Annotated in this window: 18 protein-coding genes; 13 read left to right on the top strand and 5 right to left on the bottom strand. The window is 50.7% G+C overall.

The window, feature by feature from the left end:
• Positions 1–34 precede the first annotated feature (34 nt).
• Together OOJ59_RS14505 and cydH are read right to left on the bottom strand one after the other, a co-directional pair.
• The gene (locus tag OOJ59_RS14505) at positions 35–1204 is read right to left on the bottom strand and encodes an MFS transporter (RefSeq protein WP_137351553.1); all 1170 of its coding nucleotides are present in this window, start codon (positions 1202–1204) and stop codon (positions 35–37) included.
• A 175-nt stretch (positions 1205–1379) separates the two neighbouring features.
• A complete protein-coding gene (cydH, locus tag OOJ59_RS14500; RefSeq protein WP_003029209.1) occupies positions 1380–1469 on the bottom strand; it encodes a cytochrome bd-I accessory subunit CydH in 90 nt (29 codons plus the stop codon).
• A 297-nt stretch (positions 1470–1766) separates the two neighbouring features.
• Here cydH and purR point away from each other — a divergent pair, with 297 nt between their 5' ends.
• The gene (purR, locus tag OOJ59_RS14495) at positions 1767–2792 is read left to right on the top strand and encodes an HTH-type transcriptional repressor PurR (RefSeq protein ID WP_038640368.1); all 1026 of its coding nucleotides are present in this window, start codon (positions 1767–1769) and stop codon (positions 2790–2792) included.
• Here purR and punR read toward each other — a convergent pair.
• Positions 2789–3721, bottom strand: coding sequence for a DNA-binding transcriptional activator PunR (gene punR / locus OOJ59_RS14490; protein WP_038640367.1), 933 nt, complete (start codon positions 3719–3721; stop codon positions 2789–2791). The two genes, purR and punR, sit on opposite strands and share 4 nt — an antisense overlap.
• A 113-nt stretch (positions 3722–3834) precedes the next feature.
• Between punR and punC the strand changes: the two genes are divergently transcribed.
• Together punC and cfa are read left to right on the top strand one after the other, a co-directional pair.
• Entirely contained in the window at positions 3835–5040 is a 1206-nt protein-coding gene (gene punC, locus OOJ59_RS14485) for a purine nucleoside transporter PunC (protein WP_085049406.1), read from the top strand.
• Between the two features lie 290 nt (positions 5041–5330).
• Positions 5331–6479, top strand: a complete 1149-nt coding sequence (gene cfa, locus OOJ59_RS14480) for a cyclopropane fatty acyl phospholipid synthase (protein WP_085049407.1) — start codon at positions 5331–5333, stop codon at positions 6477–6479.
• A 47-nt stretch (positions 6480–6526) separates the two neighbouring features.
• On the opposite strand, the gene OOJ59_RS14475 is transcribed toward cfa, so the two are convergent.
• On the bottom strand, positions 6527–7168 hold the full coding sequence (locus OOJ59_RS14475) for a riboflavin synthase (RefSeq protein ID WP_038640361.1): 642 nt from the start codon (positions 7166–7168) through the stop codon (positions 6527–6529).
• A 217-nt stretch (positions 7169–7385) separates the two neighbouring features.
• On the opposite strand from OOJ59_RS14475, the gene mdtK reads away from it, so the two are divergent.
• Positions 7386–8759, top strand: coding sequence for a multidrug efflux MATE transporter MdtK (mdtK, locus tag OOJ59_RS14470; RefSeq protein ID WP_038640359.1), 1374 nt, complete (start codon positions 7386–7388; stop codon positions 8757–8759).
• 770 nt (positions 8760–9529) lie between these two features.
• Here the strand turns inward: mdtK and OOJ59_RS14465 are convergent.
• On the bottom strand, positions 9530–10228 hold the full coding sequence (locus tag OOJ59_RS14465) for an RluA family pseudouridine synthase (RefSeq protein ID WP_160956448.1): 699 nt from the start codon (positions 10226–10228) through the stop codon (positions 9530–9532).
• Between the two features lie 134 nt (positions 10229–10362).
• Here OOJ59_RS14465 and OOJ59_RS14460 point away from each other — a divergent pair, with 134 nt between their 5' ends.
• The 9 genes from OOJ59_RS14460 (at position 10363) to OOJ59_RS14420 (ending at position 19974) form a co-directional block, all read left to right on the top strand.
• Entirely contained in the window at positions 10363–11154 is a 792-nt protein-coding gene (locus tag OOJ59_RS14460) for a PhzF family phenazine biosynthesis protein (protein ID WP_087856342.1), read from the top strand.
• A 39-nt stretch (positions 11155–11193) separates the two neighbouring features.
• The gene (locus OOJ59_RS14455; RefSeq protein ID WP_160956449.1) at positions 11194–11502 is read left to right on the top strand and encodes a monooxygenase; all 309 of its coding nucleotides are present in this window, start codon (positions 11194–11196) and stop codon (positions 11500–11502) included.
• Between the two features lie 225 nt (positions 11503–11727).
• Positions 11728–12123 carry a RidA family protein gene (locus OOJ59_RS14450; protein WP_085049410.1) on the top strand — a complete coding sequence of 132 codons (396 nt, stop codon included), beginning with the start codon at positions 11728–11730 and terminating at the stop codon, positions 12121–12123.
• A 27-nt stretch (positions 12124–12150) separates the two neighbouring features.
• Entirely contained in the window at positions 12151–13119 is a 969-nt protein-coding gene (locus OOJ59_RS14445; protein WP_159121239.1) for a threo-3-hydroxy-L-aspartate ammonia-lyase, read from the top strand.
• Positions 13120–13243: 124 nt separating this feature from the next.
• On the top strand, positions 13244–13885 hold the full coding sequence (locus OOJ59_RS14440; protein ID WP_069324208.1) for a helix-turn-helix transcriptional regulator: 642 nt from the start codon (positions 13244–13246) through the stop codon (positions 13883–13885).
• A gap of 399 nt (positions 13886–14284) precedes the next feature.
• Complete coding sequence (locus OOJ59_RS14435) at positions 14285–14779, top strand: molybdopterin-dependent oxidoreductase (RefSeq protein ID WP_038640347.1); 495 nt, start codon at positions 14285–14287, stop codon at positions 14777–14779.
• 17 nt (positions 14780–14796) lie between these two features.
• Entirely contained in the window at positions 14797–16725 is a 1929-nt protein-coding gene (locus tag OOJ59_RS14430; RefSeq protein WP_160955975.1) for a putative bifunctional diguanylate cyclase/phosphodiesterase, read from the top strand.
• A 236-nt stretch (positions 16726–16961) separates the two neighbouring features.
• Positions 16962–18071: an AI-2E family transporter gene (locus OOJ59_RS14425; RefSeq protein ID WP_069324210.1), complete on the top strand. Its 1110-nt coding sequence runs from the start codon at positions 16962–16964 to the stop codon at positions 18069–18071.
• Positions 18072–18189: 118 nt separating this feature from the next.
• Positions 18190–19974 (top strand): diguanylate cyclase, encoded by a 1785-nt coding sequence (locus OOJ59_RS14420; protein ID WP_121529000.1) that lies wholly within the window; start codon positions 18190–18192, stop codon positions 19972–19974.
• Positions 19975–20128: the final 154 nt, after the last annotated feature.

Here is a 20128-nt window from a genome sequence, read left to right as displayed (position 1 = left end):
TAACGCAGAAGGGACCCCCTTCTGCGTTTTAGCCTTAGCTGGAGGCAGTGCAGACTTCTTCAGATTGCCTTCTTGCCGAGATAAAGACCAGCAGTAACGCAAGCCCCGCCACAATCGCTCCCATCACGGGTACAAAACTGTAGCCCAGACCACCGGAAATCACCGCCCCACCGGCTGCCGCACCTAACGCATTTCCCAGGTTAAACGCGCCAATGTTGACTGACGATGATAACCCTGGCGCTTCGCTGGCAACGCGCATCACCCGCATCTGCAACGGCGGAACCACCGCAAACGTCGCCGCGCCCCAGACGACCATACTGACCGCCGCCCCCAGCTCATTACGCGCGAGGAAGGGAATGGCCAGCATAATAACCATCAACAACAGCAAAAAGCCTTTAAGCGTACCGTTGACAGAACGATCCGCCAGTTTGCCGCCAAGATAGTTTCCGATCGAGAATCCGACGCCAATTAATACCAGCATTCCGGTCACAAACGCCGGTGTGGCATGGGTAATGCTGTGCAGCACCGGCGAGATGTAAGTATAAAGCGTGAACATCGCGCCTGCGCCCAGCACAGTGGTCAGCAGAGCCGACAGCACCTGTGGGCGCATAAGTACCGCCAGTTCGCTGCGGACATCAGGGCGCGCTCCTGCCCCACCTTTCGGTAATGAGAAGAACAGGCTGACCATAGCGATGACGCCCAGACCCGCCGTCGCCATAAACGACATCCGCCAGCCGATTGTCTCACCAAGCCACGTCGCCGCGGGAACACCGCCAATATTGGCAATCGTTAACCCCATAAACATGGTTGCTACGGCACTGGCTTGCTTATGTTTAGGTACCACGCTTGCGGCGACCACAGAGCCGAGACCAAAAAAGGCTCCGTGATTAAGACTGGTCAAAATACGTGACAGCATCAGCGTGGTGTAATCCGGCGAGATAGCGGAAAGCACGTTGCCCAGCGTGAAAATAGCCATCAGGAATATCAGCGCATTACGTCGCGCGCGATGGGACAGCAGCAGTGTCATCAGCGGAGCCCCCACCATCACGCCAACCGCATACGCGCTAATCAGCATCCCGGCCGCGGGAATCGAGACATCCACCCCTTTGGCTATCACGGGCAATAATCCCATTGGCGAAAATTCGGTGGTGCCAATGCCAAACGCGCCAATCGCCAGCGCCAGTAAGGGATAATTGATTTTCATATATCGACTCCGTAACGTCGAGCCGTGGCGCGACATAAAATAAGAGTCAAAAGCATGACATTGATCGCAAAATTAATAAAGTTAACAAAATTGCAAAAGACTTTTGCTTATTCGCAAACAATAGAGGGGGAATAGATGCGGAAAGGATGAGGGAGAGCTAACTCCCTCGGGGAAATCAATGCAGTGCTGCGGTCAGGCCACCCGCGACGATCAAACCCAGAACAATAATGGTAGTCACTAACGAAAATTTCAGATCGGTGCTCATCAAGTTTTCTCCTTTTTATTCCCACACAAAAAGTGATATTGCGCATTTTTACACACTTGAAAGCAAAAATCTCTCACGATTTATATTGATAACTGCTTTTAACTCTTCCCCTTTTCGTTAAGATCAGACAAAATTCCACGCTTACTTGATTAGCGTACCGGCCATTGACCCCTTCCTGACGTTCCGTGTCGTTTTCCCGGCGTGCCGCAACCCCTACGTTGCGTTAAGGGTGTGTGAAGGCAAACGTTTACCTGGAGTATTCTCAGGAGCTTAGGATATGGTCTGGAGTGAGATGTAATGGCAACAATTAAAGATGTAGCGAAGCGAGCAAACGTTTCCACTACAACCGTATCACACGTAATTAACAAGACGCGCTTTGTCGCGGAAGAAACGCGTAATGCGGTTTGGGCTGCGATCAAAGAGCTGCACTATTCTCCAAGCGCAGTTGCGCGCAGCCTGAAGGTGAATCACACCAAGTCTATCGGCTTGCTGGCGACCAGCAGCGAAGCGGCCTATTTCGCCGAAATTATCGAAGCCGTTGAGAAAAACTGTTTCCAGAAAGGCTATACCCTGATTCTGGGCAACGCATGGAACAGTCTTGAAAAGCAGCAGGCCTATCTGTCGATGATGGCGCAAAAGCGCGTTGATGGTCTGTTAGTGATGTGTTCTGAGTATCCGGAATCGCTGCTTTCGATGCTCGAAGAGTATCGCCATATTCCGATGGTTGTCATGGACTGGGGCGAAGCTAAAGCTGATTTTACCGATACGGTCATTGATAACGCTTTCGAGGGCGGTTACATGGCGGGTCGGTATCTGATAGAACGCGGCCATCGCGAGATTGGCGCGATCCCGGGCCCTATGGAGCGGAATACCGGGGCCGGTCGTCTGGCTGGCTTTATGAAAGCGATGGAAGAAGCGCTGATTAAGGTTCCCGAAAACTGGATTGTACAGGGCGATTTTGAACCTGAATCCGGTTATCGCGCCATGCAGCAAATTCTTTCACAGTCGCATCGTCCGACCGCCGTCTTCTGCGGTGGCGATATCATGGCGATGGGCGCGCTGTGCGCCGCTGATGAGATGGGACTGCGCGTACCGCAGGATGTCTCGCTCATCGGTTATGATAACGTGCGCAACGCCCGCTTCTTCACGCCAGCGCTGACCACCATTCACCAGCCTAAGGATTCACTGGGTGAAACGGCCTTTAATATGCTGTTAGACCGCATCGTGAATAAACGCGAAGAGTCGCAGTCTATCGAGGTTCATCCGCGTCTGGTAGAGCGCCGCTCCGTTGCTGACGGTCCATTCCGCGATTATCGTCGTTAAGCCTGTTGTGCGGGGGCCTCATCCGGCTCCCGCAACCATTCTTTATTCAGCGTTTCGCTATCGCCTAAATAGTCCAGCAACCAGCTCAGTGCTGGCGAGGTATCGTTCTGTTGCCATGTCAGACAACACGCGGCATCAGGAAAGGGATTCTCCAACTGCAGCGACACCCATTTACCGCTATCAATCCACGGCTTGGCAAAATGTGTTGGTACCATGCCTACACACAATCCCGCAGATAAACAGGTTGCGGAAGATTCCCAGTCAGGCACCACAACGCGCTTTTGGTTGTCCAGTAACCAGGTTATACGCTTCGGCAATGTACGCGAGGTATCTTCGCGCACCAGTGACGGCCAGTTGCGCAACGTATCATCGCTTAGCGGCCCCGACATTGACGCCAGCGGATGATGGCTGGCCACCACGCAGCTCCAGCTCAGCATGCCCATGTCGCGGAAGGTATAGCGCCCCCCTACCGGAATGGCCTGTGTGGCGCCAATAGCCAGCTCCACACGCCCATCGGAAAGCGCATCCCAGACACCATTAAAGACTTCCTGAAAAACCAGCAGTTCCACATCATCAAAGTGGCGATAGAAATCCACAATCATCTGTCGGGTACGTTCGGGACGGACAATGTTATCTACCGCGATTGCCAGTTGTCCTCGCCAGCCGTTGGCGATTTGTTGACATTGCTGACGAGTGATCTGCATTTTTTTGATAACAGAGCGCCCTTCTTTTAAAAACCACGCGCCGGCAGGCGTTAATTCCACATCGCGATGGCGTCGCTCAAAAAGCGGTACAGCCAGCCACTCCTCCAGTTGGCGCACGGTGTAGCTTACCGCCGAAGGTACGCGGTGTAACTCCTGCGCGGCTGAACTGAAACTGCCGTTGCGTGCAACCGCATCAACCACTTCAAGTGAATATTCCGACCACATATTCTGCCTACAAAAAATTTGAAATCAGTAAGCAAATATTAGCGTTTCACAGCGTGAATTACACTCACTACACTCAGCGGCATTGTTCTATTGCTAAAAAAAGAGAAATGATGATGCAACCTGGGAAAGGTTTTTTAGTCTGGTTGGCGGGCCTTAGCGTGCTCGGCTTTCTGGCGACGGATATGTACCTGCCCGCCTTTGCCGCGATTCAGTCCGATCTGCAAACACCTGCATCTGCCGTCAGCGCCAGCCTAAGTTTATTTTTAGCGGGTTTCGCCGTCGCACAACTACTGTGGGGACCGCTCTCGGACCGCTATGGCCGTAAACCGATTTTACTGTTGGGTTTATCTATTTTTGCGCTGGGTAGTCTGGGTATGCTGTGGGTTGAAAACGCCACTGGTTTGCTGGCGCTACGCTTTATTCAGGCCGTTGGCGTCTGTGCCGCGTCGGTTATCTGGCAGGCGCTGGTTACAGACTATTACCCTTCACAAAAAGTAAACCGCATCTTTGCCACCATTATGCCGCTGGTCGGGTTATCACCGGCTCTCGCGCCGTTATTGGGCAGCTGGATTCTGGTCCATTTCTCCTGGCAGACCATTTTCGCCACCCTGTTTGCTATTACCCTGATTCTGATGCTTCCGGCCCTGCGTTTAAAACCGACGGTTAAAGCACGCGACGACAGCCAGGATAAACTGACTTTCGCCACACTGTTGCGCTCGAAAGCTTATCGTGGAAACGTACTAATTTATGCCGCCTGCTCCGCAAGCTTTTTCGCATGGCTGACGGGTTCACCGTTTATCCTTAGCGAAATGGGCTACAGCCCGGCAGTGATTGGCCTGAGCTATGTTCCGCAAACTATCGCCTTCTTAATTGGTGGTTACGGTTGCCGTGCGGCTCTGCAAAAATGGCAAGGTCGTCAGATGCTGCCATGGTTACTGATTCTTTATGCCATCAGCGTTGTTGCCACCTGGGCTACAGGCTTTATTCATCATGTTGCGCTGGCTGAAATTCTAATCCCATTCTGCGTAATGGCGATTGCCAACGGCGCAATCTATCCTATCGTTGTCGCTCAGGCGTTACGTCCTTTCCCACAGGCCACAGGACGCGCAGCCGCATTGCAAAATACGCTGCAACTGGGTTTATGCTTCCTGGCAAGTCTTGTGGTGTCGTGGCTGATCGCCACCCCGCTGCTCACCACCACCAGCGTGATGCTGACAACAGTGCTGCTGGCAGCCTTCGGTTACAAAATGCAATCGCAGACCGATAACACCCGTCAAACAGATGACCGGGCGCAAATTGCCCACGGTGAGTCTCACTAATAATTGTCGCGGGCACATAGTTAGCCCGCTAACAATTTTCTATTGAATCGTCAAAAAATCAGGCTTATACTGATTTCCAGTTGTTACAAAAACGATAATTTTTAGGTATTAACGGGGACAAGAACGTTCCCGTTTTTCCACGGATGGCCTTTTCGGTAAGGGTTCCTCCCTTCCTCTGTTCTACGTCGGATTAAAGATTCGCGGATTAATTCCGTGAGATTTCTCACAAAGCCCAAAAAAGCGTCTACGCTGTTTTAAGGTTCTGATCACCGACCAGTGATGGAGAAGCTATGAGTTCATCGTGTATAGAAGACGTCAGCGTACCGGATGATGACTGGTACCGCATCACCAATGAATTATTGAGCCGTGCAGGCATTACCATTAATGGTTCGGCTGCGGCGGATATTCGTGTCAAGAACCCCGATTTTTTCAAACGCGTACTGCAGGAAGGATCGTTAGGTTTGGGTGAGAGCTATATGGATGGCTGGTGGGAGTGCGATCGGCTGGACATATTTTTCACCAAGGTATTGCGCGCCGGGCTTGAAAATCAACTCCCCCGCCACTTCAAAGATACCTTACGTATCGCCACGGCACGACTGTTTAATTTACAGACCAAAAAGCGCGCCTGGGTTGTCGGCAAAGAACATTACGATCTGGGCAACGACCTCTTTAGCCGCATGCTTGATCCTTACATGCAGTATTCCTGCGCCTACTGGAAAGATGCTGATACCCTGGAATCTGCCCAACAGGCGAAGTTAAAAATGATTGCCGAAAAATTGCAGTTAAAGCCGGGAATGCGGGTGCTCGATATTGGTTGCGGCTGGGGTGGCTTGTCCCATTTTATGGCATCGCAATACGGTGTGAGCGTGGTAGGTGTGACCATCTCAGCAGAGCAGCAGAAAATGGCGCAAGCGCGTTGCGCGGGACTGGACGTCACCATTTTGCTGCAGGATTACCGCGACCTGAACGACAAATTTGATCGCATTGTCTCCGTCGGCATGTTTGAGCATGTCGGCCCGAAAAATTACAACACCTATTTCGACGTTGTCGATCGCAATTTAAAGCCGGACGGTCTGTTTTTACTGCACAGCATCGGTTCGAATAAAACCGACAATAATGTTGATCCGTGGATCAATAAATACATCTTCCCGAACGGCTGTTTACCGTCAGTTCGCCAGATTGCCAACGCCAGCGAGCCGCATTTTGTGATGGAAGACTGGCATAATTTTGGCGCGGATTACGATACCACGCTGATGGCATGGCACGAACGCTTCATGCGTTCCTGGCCTGAAATCGCCGATAACTATACCGAGCGTTTTAAACGGATGTTCAGCTATTACCTGAACGCCTGCGCCGGTGCGTTTCGTGCTCGCGATATCCAGCTTTGGCAGGTGGTTTTCTCCCGCGGTGTCGAACACGGTCTGCGCGTCCCCCGCTAATGGCTGCCGCCCCCGTACTCACGGGGGCATTTTGTTTCAGGCCGGACTCAGGCCTCGCCCGCTATGTTACTGATGGCGCTTTCACGCGCAGCCAGCACACGTTCAACGGTATCAACAACCGCTTGCGTTTGCGGATCGATTTCGATATTAACCCGCGCGCCCAGCTTTTTCTTACCCAGCGTCGTACGCTCCAGCGTTTCCGGGATCAAATGCACGCAAAAGCGCGTTGGCGTGACTTCGCCGACCGTCAGGCTGATGCCGTCAATGCCGATAAACCCCTTATACAGGATATATTTCATCAGCGATGGGTCCTGAACTTTAAACCATACCTGCCGGTTATTTTCCGAAGTCAGAATTTTCGACACCTCGGCGGTGGTCATAATATGGCCTGACATTAAATGCCCGCCAATCTCATCGCTGAATTTTGCCGCACGCTCAACGTTAACCATATCCCCGACCTTAAGGTCGCCCAGGTTGGTGATACGCAGCGTCTCTTTCATCAGATCGAAGCTTATGTGATTACCGTTGATTTCGGTTACCGTCAGACAACAGCCATTGTGGGCAACCGATGCGCCGGTCTCCAGCGCATCAAGCATATATTCAGGCAACTCCACGACATGCGTACGAAAATTTGGTTTTTCATCAATGGACACCAATTTTGCGGTGCCCTGCACAATACCCGTAAACATACTTCTCACTCCTGAACTCAATTAAGACATCTCTGCCCAGCACAATAGCAGGTGGAAATTCAGGTTGCCAGCAGTGCGCCACCGCTGCCTGTTTTTTCACTGGAGAATTACGTATTCCTCGCTACAATAGACTGAAATTTCCCCAGCTTTTTCTCCTTGCTGCCATATAAGGCGGCTTTTTTAGTCTCTCAAATAACAACAATATAGTGGTGTACACGTGCAAAAGTATGTAAGTGAAGCGCGTCAGTTATTAGCTCTGGCAATACCGGTGATTCTTGCGCAAATCGCTCAAACCGCAATGGGGTTCGTCGATACCGTCATGGCGGGCGGATACAGCGCGACGGATATGGCGGCCGTCGCCATTGGTACGTCGATCTGGCTGCCGGCTATTCTGTTTGGCCACGGACTCCTGCTGGCGTTGACGCCGGTAATCGCCCAACTCAATGGCTCCGGCCGCCGCGATCGTATCGCCCATCAGATACGCCAGGGATTCTGGCTGGCTGGTAGCGTCTCCGTTTTGATTATGGTCGTGCTGTGGAATGCGGGTTATATCATCCGCTCCATGCATAACATCGACCCGGCGCTGGCCGATAAAGCCGTCGGTTATCTGCGCGCATTGCTGTGGGGCGCGCCGGGATATTTGTTTTTCCAGGTAGCCCGTAACCAATGCGAAGGCCTGGCCAAGACTAAACCGGCGATGGTGATGGGGTTTATCGGCCTGCTGGTGAACATCCCGGTTAACTATGTTTTCATCTATGGTCATTTAGGTATGCCGGAACTTGGCGGCGTAGGCTGTGGCGTGGCCACGGCGGCGGTTTACTGGGTGATGTTTGCCGCCATGCTGTCTTACGTCAAACACGCGCGTTCAATGCGTGACATCCGTAATGAGCGAGGATTCCAGAAGCCAGACACTGCAGTGATGAAGCGTCTGGTACAACTGGGTTTACCCATCGCGCTGGCGTTATTTTTTGAAGTGACGTTGTTTGCTGTGGTTGCGCTACTGGTTTCCCCGCTGGGGATCGTCGATGTGGCCGGGCACCAAATCGCGCTGAACTTTAGTTCGTTAATGTTCGTTTTGCCGATGTCGCTGGCTGCCGCCGTCACTATTCGTGTCGGTTATCGTTTGGGTCAAGGTTCCACGCTTGAGGCGCAAACGGCGGCCAGAACGGGTTTGGGCGTTGGTGTCTGCATGGCGGTAATAACGGCGATTTTCACCGTGACCTTCCGTGAGCACATTGCCCTGCTCTACAACGATAATCCGGAAGTTGTCGCTCTGGCGGCGCAACTCATGTTGCTGGCCGCAGTGTATCAAATATCGGACTCTATCCAGGTTATTGGCAGCGGTGTCCTGCGCGGTTATAAAGACACGCGCTCTATCTTCTTTATCACCTTTACAGCCTACTGGGTGCTGGGTCTGCCAAGCGGCTATATTCTGGCGCTTACCGATCTGGTGGTCGACAGGATGGGACCTGCAGGTTTTTGGATGGGCTTTATTATCGGTCTGACCTCTGCGGCCGTATTAATGATGCTGCGGATGCGTTATCTGCAACGCCAGCCGTCTGCCGTCATTTTGCAACGCGCTGCACGATAAGCTCACAATAGCCGCCGTCAGGCCAATGCCGTTCAGTTAACGCTTAAGTTTCAGGAAGTATCAACCTGTGTTGGCAGAAGTAATGAATATGCCATCCCAGAGAAAGGATTCCGTTCACCTCATGTTCATCGTTTCTCTGAAGCATCGATACCCGTGAACGAGTAAAGGGCGTTCTTCGCCACGCCCTTTACAATCCCGGCTCCCGGCGGGAAAATTGCCGCTCCGCGGTCCCCTCCGCTCATTCCTCCAGGCTACCGGGCCGGGCGCGAGGTAGCGTCCCTGCAAAGCGCGCCCTGAGCCAGCATCCATGCTGGCTCTCCCGGCCTTACGGAAACACGTCGGCAATTTTCAGCCGGACCAGCCCACACCTGACCATTTGCGTTTTTTGTTTAAACAGCAAAACAGATTTAACTGGAAGTCAGAGCGTTGAAGCGATGACCCATGTCCGGCTGAAAATCGATGAGTCGTTGACGGCTGACCGGGGCTGTCCGCAGGGATGCGGACAGAGGGGACGGCCTGCATGGACGCAGGCTCGGCCCCGACCCGACAGGCAGACGGCATAAGACGAATAACTCGCGCAGCGACGATTTTCCCGCCGGGAGCCTGGGATGCAAGGGAGGCGGCAGTGAGCCTCCCTTGCACGTTCACGGGTATCTGTGCTTTAGAGAAGTGATACGGCTGAGGTGAACGGAATCCTGATCACGAATCACATGTTCACCATACATACTTAATTGAACGGTATTGCGCCGTCAGGCGGCTTTTTTACGCCTTCAAAAGGGACTGGCGTTTTCGGCATTCACCCACTGTTCGCTGACAGGATGCCTGAAACGCAATGCGCTGGCATGCAGCATCAGTCGCGGGGTGAGTTCTGTACCTGGCAGCAAACGCCCACCATACAAATCGCACCCCAAAATAGGATGTCCCAACTGCTGACAGTGGATCCGGAGTTGATGGGTACGCCCGGTTTCAGGCGTCAGTTGTACCCGCGTTAAGGGGAGTAATCCCCCGTCCTTCTGGCGATGGAGAAAACGCTCAACAACCTGATAACGCGAACGCGCGGGCTTGCCGTTAACGGCGCAAATCGTCATCAGCGGAAACCGCGCCGGATCTTTGCTAATCGCTGCGTCGATAACCCCTGCATTGTTTTCCAAATGCCCGCATAACAGCGCGCTGTATACCTTCGTCACCATGCGCTGACTAAACTGCTGGCACAGCGCGGCGTTAATACCCTTGTTACGTGCCACCACCATCAGCCCGGAGGTGCCGAAATCAAGCCGATGGACCAACGTGCAACCGGGATAAATCTGTACCAGCCGGTGATGTACCGAATCGAGATTCTGCGGATTTTTCCCCGACAAGCTAAGCAGCCCTGTGGGTTTATTGATAAGCACCAGATGCTCGTCCTGATAGAGAATCTCTATCTCGTCATGACAAGGCGGGACAATAAAGGTATCAAGGATTGTAGACATCAGACAGCCAGGATGGAATGTGGGCACGGATGATAACGAATTTTCACTGCACTGGCGAATCGACCCGCGTAACTAATGGCAATCATTACATGGTAGAGTGGAGGTTATCCCGAGTGCAAAGAGAGGGTTACACAGTGCAACAAATCGATTTTTATATGGTAGACGCCTTTAGCACCACGACGTTTGCAGGTAATGCCGCCGCTGTATGTCCCCTCACGGACTGGCTGCCCGATGAAACATTATTAAAAATGGCGCAGCAGCATAACCAGTCGGAAACCGCTTTCTTTGTCGCCAATGATAATGGCTTTGAGCTACGTTGGTTTACCACGCAGGGAGAAATTAATCTCTGTGGGCATGCCACGCTTGCCGCGGCGCATGTGATTTTCGAACATCTGGATTACCCGGACACGACGATCCATTTTGCCACCCGATTTGTAGGTCCGCTGATGGTCACACGCAGCGGTGAATGGCTGACGCTTGATTTTCCTGCCTGGCAAAGCGAGCCTGTCGTACCGCCCGCCTTACTGCTGGAAGCGTTAGGCATCGCAGAATATAAAGAAGTTCGCGTGGGGCGCGATTACATGGTGGTGTTGGAGGATCAGCACCAGGTCGAGGCTGTACGTCCGAATATCCACGCCATGGTTCCACTAGGCAAAATGGTTTGTATTACCGCGCCTGGCGACGGGGAATATGATTTTGTCAGCCGTTTCTTCTGCCCGGGCGAGGCCGTCGCAGAAGATCCCGTCACGGGTTCGGCGCATAGCATGCTCATTCCTTACTGGGCCGCAAAACTGAATAAAACAGAAATGTTGGCGCGTCAGGTATCTGAACGCGGGGGAGATTTACGCTGTCAATTGGCGGACTCTCGCGTTTATATTGGCGGGCAGGCAACAACTTACCTGACGGGTAAAGTGCTGCTACGCTAACCCTCTTATCCGTTACACAACCCAATCCAGGGAGGATATATGTCGAACAAACTGGTGCAGATTCACTTTAATTTTCATGGTCCGTTTGGCGCCGAGATGTCGCAACAACTTGTCGAACTGGCCGAATCCATCAATCAGGAGCCGGGCTTTATCTGGAAAATCTGGACCGAGAACGAAGCCAATCATGAAGCTGGTGGCATCTATCTGTTTCAGGATCAAGACTCCGCACAGGCTTATATCAAAAAACATACTGCCCGCCTGAAACATCTGGGTGTGGAAGAAGTGTTTTTCAAAATCGTCGATATCAATGAGCCATTGAGTAAGATTAACCACGGTCATATTGGCTAACGTTATTGGCTTAAACGCCCCGTTGTGGGGCGATACCTCCCCCCCCAGTTTTCCCCTCACTCATATCCCAACATCCGCTATATAGCGTGTGTCACGTTTGTTTTAGTTCACAAAATCAGCGCCCATGAAAACTATCACTAGCCGACCGGAGCATGAAGGCGTATAAATGATACAAACAGTATTATTTTATACAAAATGAATCACCAAAAACACAGGAGATCGCTTATGTCCCCAGACATTACGCTCAATGCTTCACCAGGAAGTTTCCCCCCGGCGGGTCATTACTCGCACAGTACAACGGCAGGTGGTTTTGTGTTCATTTCCGGGCAACTGCCAGTCACCCTGGATGGCGAAAAAAAAGCCGATGCGTCTTTTGAAGAACAAACCAGACTGGCCTTACAAAATGTCGATGCCTGTCTGGCTGGTGCTGGAGTCTCGCGGCAACATCTGGTTTCAGTGCGTGTCTATGTGACGGATATCAACCAGTGGCCGACATTTAACAGGATCTATGGTGAATGGATCGGTGATTTTCGCCCTGCCCGTGCTGTCGCTGGCGTTGCCGAACTTCATTACGGTTTTGCCGTAGAAATCGAAGCGATGGCTTTGGCCGCGCAAGCCTGATTTTTAACTGCATACAGGTGAATAAAAATGACTGATATGACACTGCCTGATTATAACGATATTGTCGCTGCGGCAGAGCGCATCGCAAATTATGCCAACAAAACGCCGGTAATGACGTCCCGCACGGTTAATGAAGAATTTGGCGCTGAAGTCTTCTTTAAATGCGAAAACTTCCAGAGAATGGGCGCGTTCAAATTTCGCGGCGCTATGAATGCGCTACGCCAGTTCACGCCACAACAACGGGCTGCGGGCGTCGTGACCTTTTCTTCGGGGAATCATGCGCAAGCCATAGCCTTGTCGGCAAAATTATTGGGGATTCCGGCGACAATTATCATGCCGCATGATGCCCCGGCTGCCAAAGTTGCCGCGACCAAAGGGTATGGCGGAAATGTAGTGATTTACGATCGCTATACTGAAGACAGAGAAAAAATTGGTCAGGACCTGGCTGAGAAACAAGGGCTGACGCTGATCCCTCCTTACGATCATCCGCACGTTATTGCGGGCCAGGGCACCGCAACGAAAGAGTTGATTGAGGAAGTGGGACCGTTAGACGTCCTTTTCGTATGTCTGGGTGGCGGCGGCCTGCTATCCGGTTCCGCACTGGCAGCGAGGCATCTTTCCCCTGACTGTGTGGTCTATGGCGTAGAACCTGAGGCAGGCAATGACGGTCAGCAGTCGTTTCGCAGCGGCAACATTGTTCATATTGATACACCGAAAACCATAGCCGATGGCGCTCAGACTCAACACCTTGGGCAATATACGTTTGCGATTATTCAGCAAAACGTGAACGATATTCTGACTGTCTCAGATACTGAATTAGTCACCGCGATGAAATTTATCGCAGAACGAATGAAAGTCGTCGTAGAGCCAACTGGCTGTCTGGGGTTTGCCGCCGCCAGAGCACGGAAATCTGAACTTCAGGGTAAGAAAATCGGCATTATTATCAGCGGTGGAAACGTGGACATCAGCCGCTATGGTGAATTGCTGGCTGGATGATAAGCAAGGTATCTGCCATGCAGATACCTTATTCCTGTCTGTACATTCCCGTCTGGAAAAGCGAGCCCTGCTCACTGTAAACTGCTCGTCATCGTGGCAAAAGGCACCACTGCAGGAGACTGGCATGCCAAAAACCGACAATAACTCGCTTCTCAGCCAACTTGATACTATCGCCAGAGGGTTAAGCGAGACCTTTTCTCCCTTTTGTGAAGTGGTTGTTCACGACCTCAAAAAACCTGAACATGCCATTTTGTCCATCCATAATAATCTTTCCGGACGTAAACCAGGCCAACCAGCAACAGAATTGGGTCTGGCGCGCATAGCATCACCAGACTTTCCCAGCATCATAGCCAACTACAGCAATCAGTTTGCTGATGGTCGTCCGGTAAAAAGCACTTCCATTGGTATCAAGGATGAGGACGGTAAATACGTCGCGGCGCTGTGCCTTAATGTTGATATGACGTTGTTTCGGGGTATACAGAGTGCGCTTGCACAATTTACTGAAACCGAAGACTCCCCCATAAAAGAACATATCGATCCCGGTAGTAATGAAGTTATTCGCCAGCGTATTGATGACTTTGCCGCTAAACGCGCGACCACGGCGCGCGCGCTCAAACCTGAAGACCGTAAGTTATTGATTCAACAACTCCGTAAAGAAGGTTTGCTGAACGTACGAAAATCAATGGATACCGTCGCGCAGCATTTAGGCGTGTCGCGAGCCACCGCTTACCTGTATGCGCGCCAGTCGGCACACATGCGCGATTAAGCTGATTCAGACAGGCATAACTGCCTCAACTTGCCTGTCAATCATTGCTGGCACGCAGCAAGCCCACTTACGGGGCTGCTTTACAGCCAGAAATTATCATCCAACGAAAAACGTCACCTTATGACTGCAAAAAATAAACCTTGGCATTCGTAGGTATTTATTTGCGCTGACTGAATTGATAGCTTATTTTTATACAGACGAGGTAAATTTTAGCGGTACTTTAAATGACAGCATCGGCCTTACTTAATCAATGCATAAAATGGCCCCACACTAACCCACTGATTTCATTAAGTTAAAAAACAAAAAGGCGTACTGTAAAATAATGTCCATACAGTATATATAAATAGCATAATATCTAAATTATAATCTTTTTACATCCGGAAGTCAGGTGAGGTCAGAATGCGGTTATTTGTCATGTTGTTAAGCTTGGTCGTCTCCACACAGCTCTGGGCGGGTGAACTTTCCAAACCTACGGGCAAAGTCCTTTTAACCGTGTCCGGTAATATAGAAAATACAAATGAAGACGGGAAAGCCACTTTTGATACCGCCAGCCTCGAGAAACTGGGCATGGTAAGTTTTCAGACCACTTCTCCCTGGTATAATGGACGCACGACTTTTACGGGTATTCCACTACAAAAGCTCATGGATTTTGTTGGGGCGAAAGGTACGGTTGTAAAAGTTACTGCGCTCAATGACTACACCACCGTTATCCCTCTCAATGATTTCAAGAAGTACAATGTCATTCTTGCTTTAAAAATCAACGGAAAATATATGCAAATCCGTGATAAAGGGCCGTTATTCATTGTGTATCCCTATGACAGCATATCTGAACTGAATAATCAGATTTATTACTCAAGGTCAGCATGGCAGGTCAGTAGAATGGATATTGAGTAAGCGTTCAGAGGAACATCATGAACAGAATACTGGCTGGCATCATATTTTTTCTTTTTATATCTACTGGGTATATTTCCTTCCTGGTGCATGAAAGGCAGCAAGAGTTACAGAAATTAACGCATTACACCGATTCATGGTCCGCTGCGCAAATGGTATCGCAATATTACCGATTCGAATCATTGCTTGGTCTTTACACTATCGATGAAACGATGGGCCTCGATGAGGTACGCCTGCGCCTCGACATTATGCTTAGCCAGAGTGATTTGATAAAAGAAGGTGATTTAGGGCACTATATAGCGAGCAATCAGGCGCACAGTGAACTGGCGTTAAAACTTGAAAATACGCTTAACTATCTGGACGTTAACCTCGAGAAAATGAACCGTTCAGAACTCCAGGCATACGTGAAAAAAATGCATACGCTGGATTCGCAACTTGGCCGCCTTTCATCCGGCGCGTTAAATAAGGATGTTAACTCGATCAATAACGCCAACCTTAAAATTCAAACGCTGTACTATATTTACTCGGCAACCTCTGTTCTGCTGATCATACTGAGTGCGATACTGGGTGTACTGATATTCTTTCAGAACAGAAATATTCTGCGAGCGCATCTTCAGGTAAAGAGTCTCGCTGAAGAACTTCAGAATTCTAAAGAAAAGTTGCAAATCCAGAATGCAAAACTGGAATATGACGTCTACCATGACTCGCTTACTGATATGAATAACCGCCAATTCTTCTGGGGGAATTTAAATCAAACAATCGAGATGGCAGAAAAAAACAACGATTCCGTGACTGTGATGCTGTTTGATTTAGACCGATTCAAAGAGGTAAATGATACCTATGGTCATGATGCCGGTGATATTTTATTACGCCAGATATCGGACCGTCTGATTTCAATGAGCCACACTTCAGATACGCTGTATCGCTTAGGTGGAGATGAGTTTGCGTTTCTCTCAAGTGGTCTGACAGAGAGCCAGGCCGTTTCGCGCGCCCAAAAGATATGCGATTTTATCAGCCAACCCTACACGATTTATAACACAATTATAAACATAACTACCTGTGTTGGGATTGTTATATCAGAAACAGAACGCCGCTCCGATTATCTTTATAAATTTGCAGATCTGGCCCTGTATGAAGCCAAAAATGAAGGTTCAGGTAAGATAAAAGTCTTCCGGCAATGGATGTTAGAAAAGCTGCAAGAAAGCAGAACGCTTGAGCATGATATGGCGATGGCCATAGTGAATAAAGAATTCGTGGTTTATTATCAGCCTATTGTGGATTCTTTCAGCCGGGAAATTTACAGCTATGAAGCCCTTATTCGTTGGGTTCACCCTCTAAAGGGCCTCCTGTCGCCGGATAGCTTTATTCCTGTTGCGGAAAAAACAGGCATGATTAACGAGATGGGAAAATTTGTGCTGGAAATTGCCTGTACGGAAGCGGCTTCCTGGACGATTCCGGCCAAAATTTCAGTCAATGTCTCGCCGGTACAGCTAAGCAGCAAAGCCTTTGCCGGAATAGTGCTGACTATTCTGAAAGAAACAGGACTCCCCGCTCAACGCCTTGAACTGGAGGTCACTGAATCCTCTATCTTTACTGAGAGTAATACGCCGATGAATACGCTGAATAAACTCAGGGCGCTGGGCGTGAAAATCTCCATCGATGATTTTGGTACCGGGTATTCTTCTCTTTCCCGGTTGAGCCGGCTGGCCTTCGATAAAATAAAAATAGATAAGTCCTTTGTACATTCACTATCTACCCAGGACGATGCCCTTAATATTATCAAACTCATTACAGGCATGGCGAAATCCCTTAATATGAAGGCTGTTGCAGAAGGCGTTGAAACACAGGAACAACTGGAAAAACTTCAGGCACTGGGCTGTGATTTCGCACAAGGATATCTGTTTGGTAAACCTCAGCCGGGAATTGATGGGAAAATCAGACACGGCTAAATCAGAACGGATATCCCTGGCCGCTAAAGTGGGGCAACAACACTGTTGCCCGACTATGTAGGTTTTACGGAAATGACCTGTTTCATTACCTGTTTAAAAAAAATGATGAGACGATATCCTCTCTGAGCTTACGTGAGTCGGTATCCGCAAGTATTGAGCAGAGATCTTCAGCAAAAGTTGGTAAATCCTCAGAACGGTTCTATAGTCGGGACTGCTTCTCATTACAGGATTCACCGATGCGATTTAACGGACTGACCAAAGGTTTCTTCATTTTCATACTAGCCCTCGTTACCTGGGCGTTCTTCGATGTGCTGTCCCCTTACTTTTCCGCCATTTTGTGGGCCGCGATCTTAACGACTATTTTTAACCCGGTAAAAAACAGGTTGCGCAGCGCACTTGGCGAACGCAACGGGCTGGCATCGTTAATAACCATCGCCATTATCTGTTTAATTGTCTTTATCCCACTCATGGTGATCCTGTCATCGCTGGCCATTGAACTCAATGTGGTGTACAACAAGCTGCAACAAAACGACACGCAGTTTCCCGAAGTCGTCACCTCTATTCTTTCTTATCTTCCTGGCTGGGCGCGAGGATTCCTCGCAGAACACAATCTGGATAATGTTGCAGAAATCCAGAAAAAGCTGTCCGACATTGTGTTGCAAGGCGGCCAGTACCTTGCGGGCAGCGCGTTCCTGATCGGTAAAGGGACATTCGGCTTTGCCATCAGCTTTGGCATCATGCTGTATCTGCTGTTTTTCTTGTTAAAAGATGGACCTTATCTGGTACGCCAGATTCTGGACTCATTACCACTTTCTGATTTTGCCAAACAGCATTTGTTCGCCAAATTTGTCGGTGTAACGCGCGCAACCGTCAAGGGCACAGCGGTTGTGGCTTTAGTTCAGGGGATTCTTGGCGGCATCGCGTTTGCGATTGTGGATATCGACGGCAGCGTTCTGTGGGGCGCATTAATGGCGTTTCTCTCTCTGGTGCCTGCCGTCGGCTCGGCAATCGTCTGGGTACCCGCAGCCATATTCCTCTTCGCTACGCACCAACTGTGGCAAGGGCTGTTTATCGTCGGGTTCTTCGTGATTATCGTCGGTCTGGTGGACAACATCCTGCGCCCGCTTTTGGTAGGAAAAGACACCAAAATGCCGGACTACCTGATTCTGATAACCACCCTCGGCGGGATGGAGATTTACGGCATTAACGGGTTTGTGATTGGCCCGCTGATCGCCGCGCTGTTCATTACCTGCTGGAACCTGTTTTCCGGGCGCGATCATGCAGGTAACGTGGAAGGTATCGACGAAGCCTTTATGGAAGAAGGAAAAAATCCTCCAGATTTATGATGTCAGGACGATAACAGAAGGCGGCCCAGAGCCGCCTTTTTTATTTTCACGCAAAATCATACGTTTCCTATAATTTCAATCATGCTAATTGATTAATCGTCGCAGAAGGAACTAATCAGTGCGAATAGCCACAATCACCAACTGGGCCTACAGCGCGACGGTATGCCTGACCATCGCCTCCGGCGTTGTCATGCTGATGGCGTCCAACGCCGATAACACCGAACGCCAGGTGGTGGAACAACGTTATAAATTTGACCAACTGACCGAAGAAGTGGAACTCGACGCCTGGTCGCTGTCTGATATGGCGCGTCTCTACGTGGTCAGTAAAGACCCTGATGCTTTGAACAACTATCGTCAGAAAGAGGCGTCACTGAAAGCCGTTGAGCATCGCCTGGCAGCGTTGAAAGATGCCGGAGCGACAGGTGAAGAACTGGCGCTATTGCATGAAGGATTGCAGATTGTTGATGCTCTGCAGGACGAACAAACTGCAGCGCTGGCCAGCGTCGCGCGGGGAGAACACACACAAGCGATTGCCCTGCTCTTCAGCAAAACCTATGAACAGGAACTGGAGCGGGCACAGGACCGGATAGACCATTTCCGCCAGTTGCTCGACAACCGTGTACTCAATGCCATTGAAGATGCCACTCAGGCGTCACGTACACTGCGCACAGCCTCTGAAGTGATGGTCGGTCTTACGGCGCTGCTATTTTTGTTCGTTCTTGGGTTTATATTGAAGCGCCGTGTGTTGCGCCCGGTGGTGCGTTTGAGCGATGTAGTTAACCGTCTGGCATCGCAAGATTATGCTGTCGAGACACCCAGCTTTAACCAGATCGATGAAATTGGCGATATGGCCCAGGCGATCCGGATTTTTCGCGAGAACGGGCTGGCCCGTCAGCGGCTGGAGAAAGAGAGAGACGCCGACTGGGGGATCCGCGAACTACTGGCGCGCATGACGCAGCGTCTGCAGGGGTGCGAAAGTTTTGCCGATGTTATTAATGTGGCGGAACTGTTCGCGCCGAATATTGCTCCAGGTATCGCCGGCCGACTGTACATACTGGATCGGGAGCCCTGGCAGATGCGCTGCGTTGCGCAGTGGCTCTCACCAGAGGGTAAAGCCGATGCGTTTCACCCGGACGAATGCTGGGCGGTACGCCGCGGCCAGAGCCATCCACCGGTACAAGACGAACCGGATATCGCCTGCTACCATCTGCCAGAATCGTGCCAGCGGCATACCTTATGCGTGCCGCTGATTGCCCAGGGTGAAGCCATCGGCCTGCTCTCATTCCAGAATCTCAGCGAGGATTCCACCTCATCTCGCGCCTACCTGGAACTGATGGCAGAAGCACTCGGCCTGGCATTAGCCAACCAACGCCTGCGCGATGCGTTGCTGGAGAAAGCGCTGTACGACCCCCTAACCGGCCTGCGCAATCGTCATCATCTTGAAGATACTCTCCGTACCCAGATGAGCCAGGCGGTTCGTACCCAAGAACCGATCAGTTGCCTGATGATCGATATCGACCATTTCAAAAACATCAATGACCGCTTTGGTCATGAGGCCGGCGATAGTGTGATAAAAAGTATCGCCGCCGTTATTCAGCGTGTTGTCCACGACAGCGGCATGGCTTTCCGTTACGGTGGCGAAGAGTTTCTGGTACTGCTGGCAGGTGCGGATGAACAGGCGGCCAATAGTTTTGCGACGGATATTTACAACGGCGTACGCGAATTGTCACTGCGCTTTGGCGTATCCGATATTGGCCACGTGGATGTCTCTATCGGTGTTGCCAGCTACCCGCAGCATGCCCAAAGCGATAATCTGCTGCGTGCCGCAGACGTCGCGCTGTATCGCGCAAAAGAACTGGGGCGCTCGCGCATTGTGAGCTTTGGCATGTTGGAAGCGAGCTGAACTATGTCAGTTGTCGGCGCATTGCTTTACCTCTACGTCAGGTAGTGGTAAGTTGACGGGATGAACACCAGACACGATATCAACGCTTTTACTCATAATCTGTGGTGGCTGCCTTCTTAAAGGCGGTCAGAATGTGTTTCCCCATTTTAAATAA

It is taken from the genome of Citrobacter sp. W9, assembly GCF_026719375.1.
Classification (GTDB): domain Bacteria; phylum Pseudomonadota; class Gammaproteobacteria; order Enterobacterales; family Enterobacteriaceae; genus Citrobacter; species Citrobacter werkmanii.
This window is presented reverse-complemented; position numbering and strand designations above follow the sequence as displayed.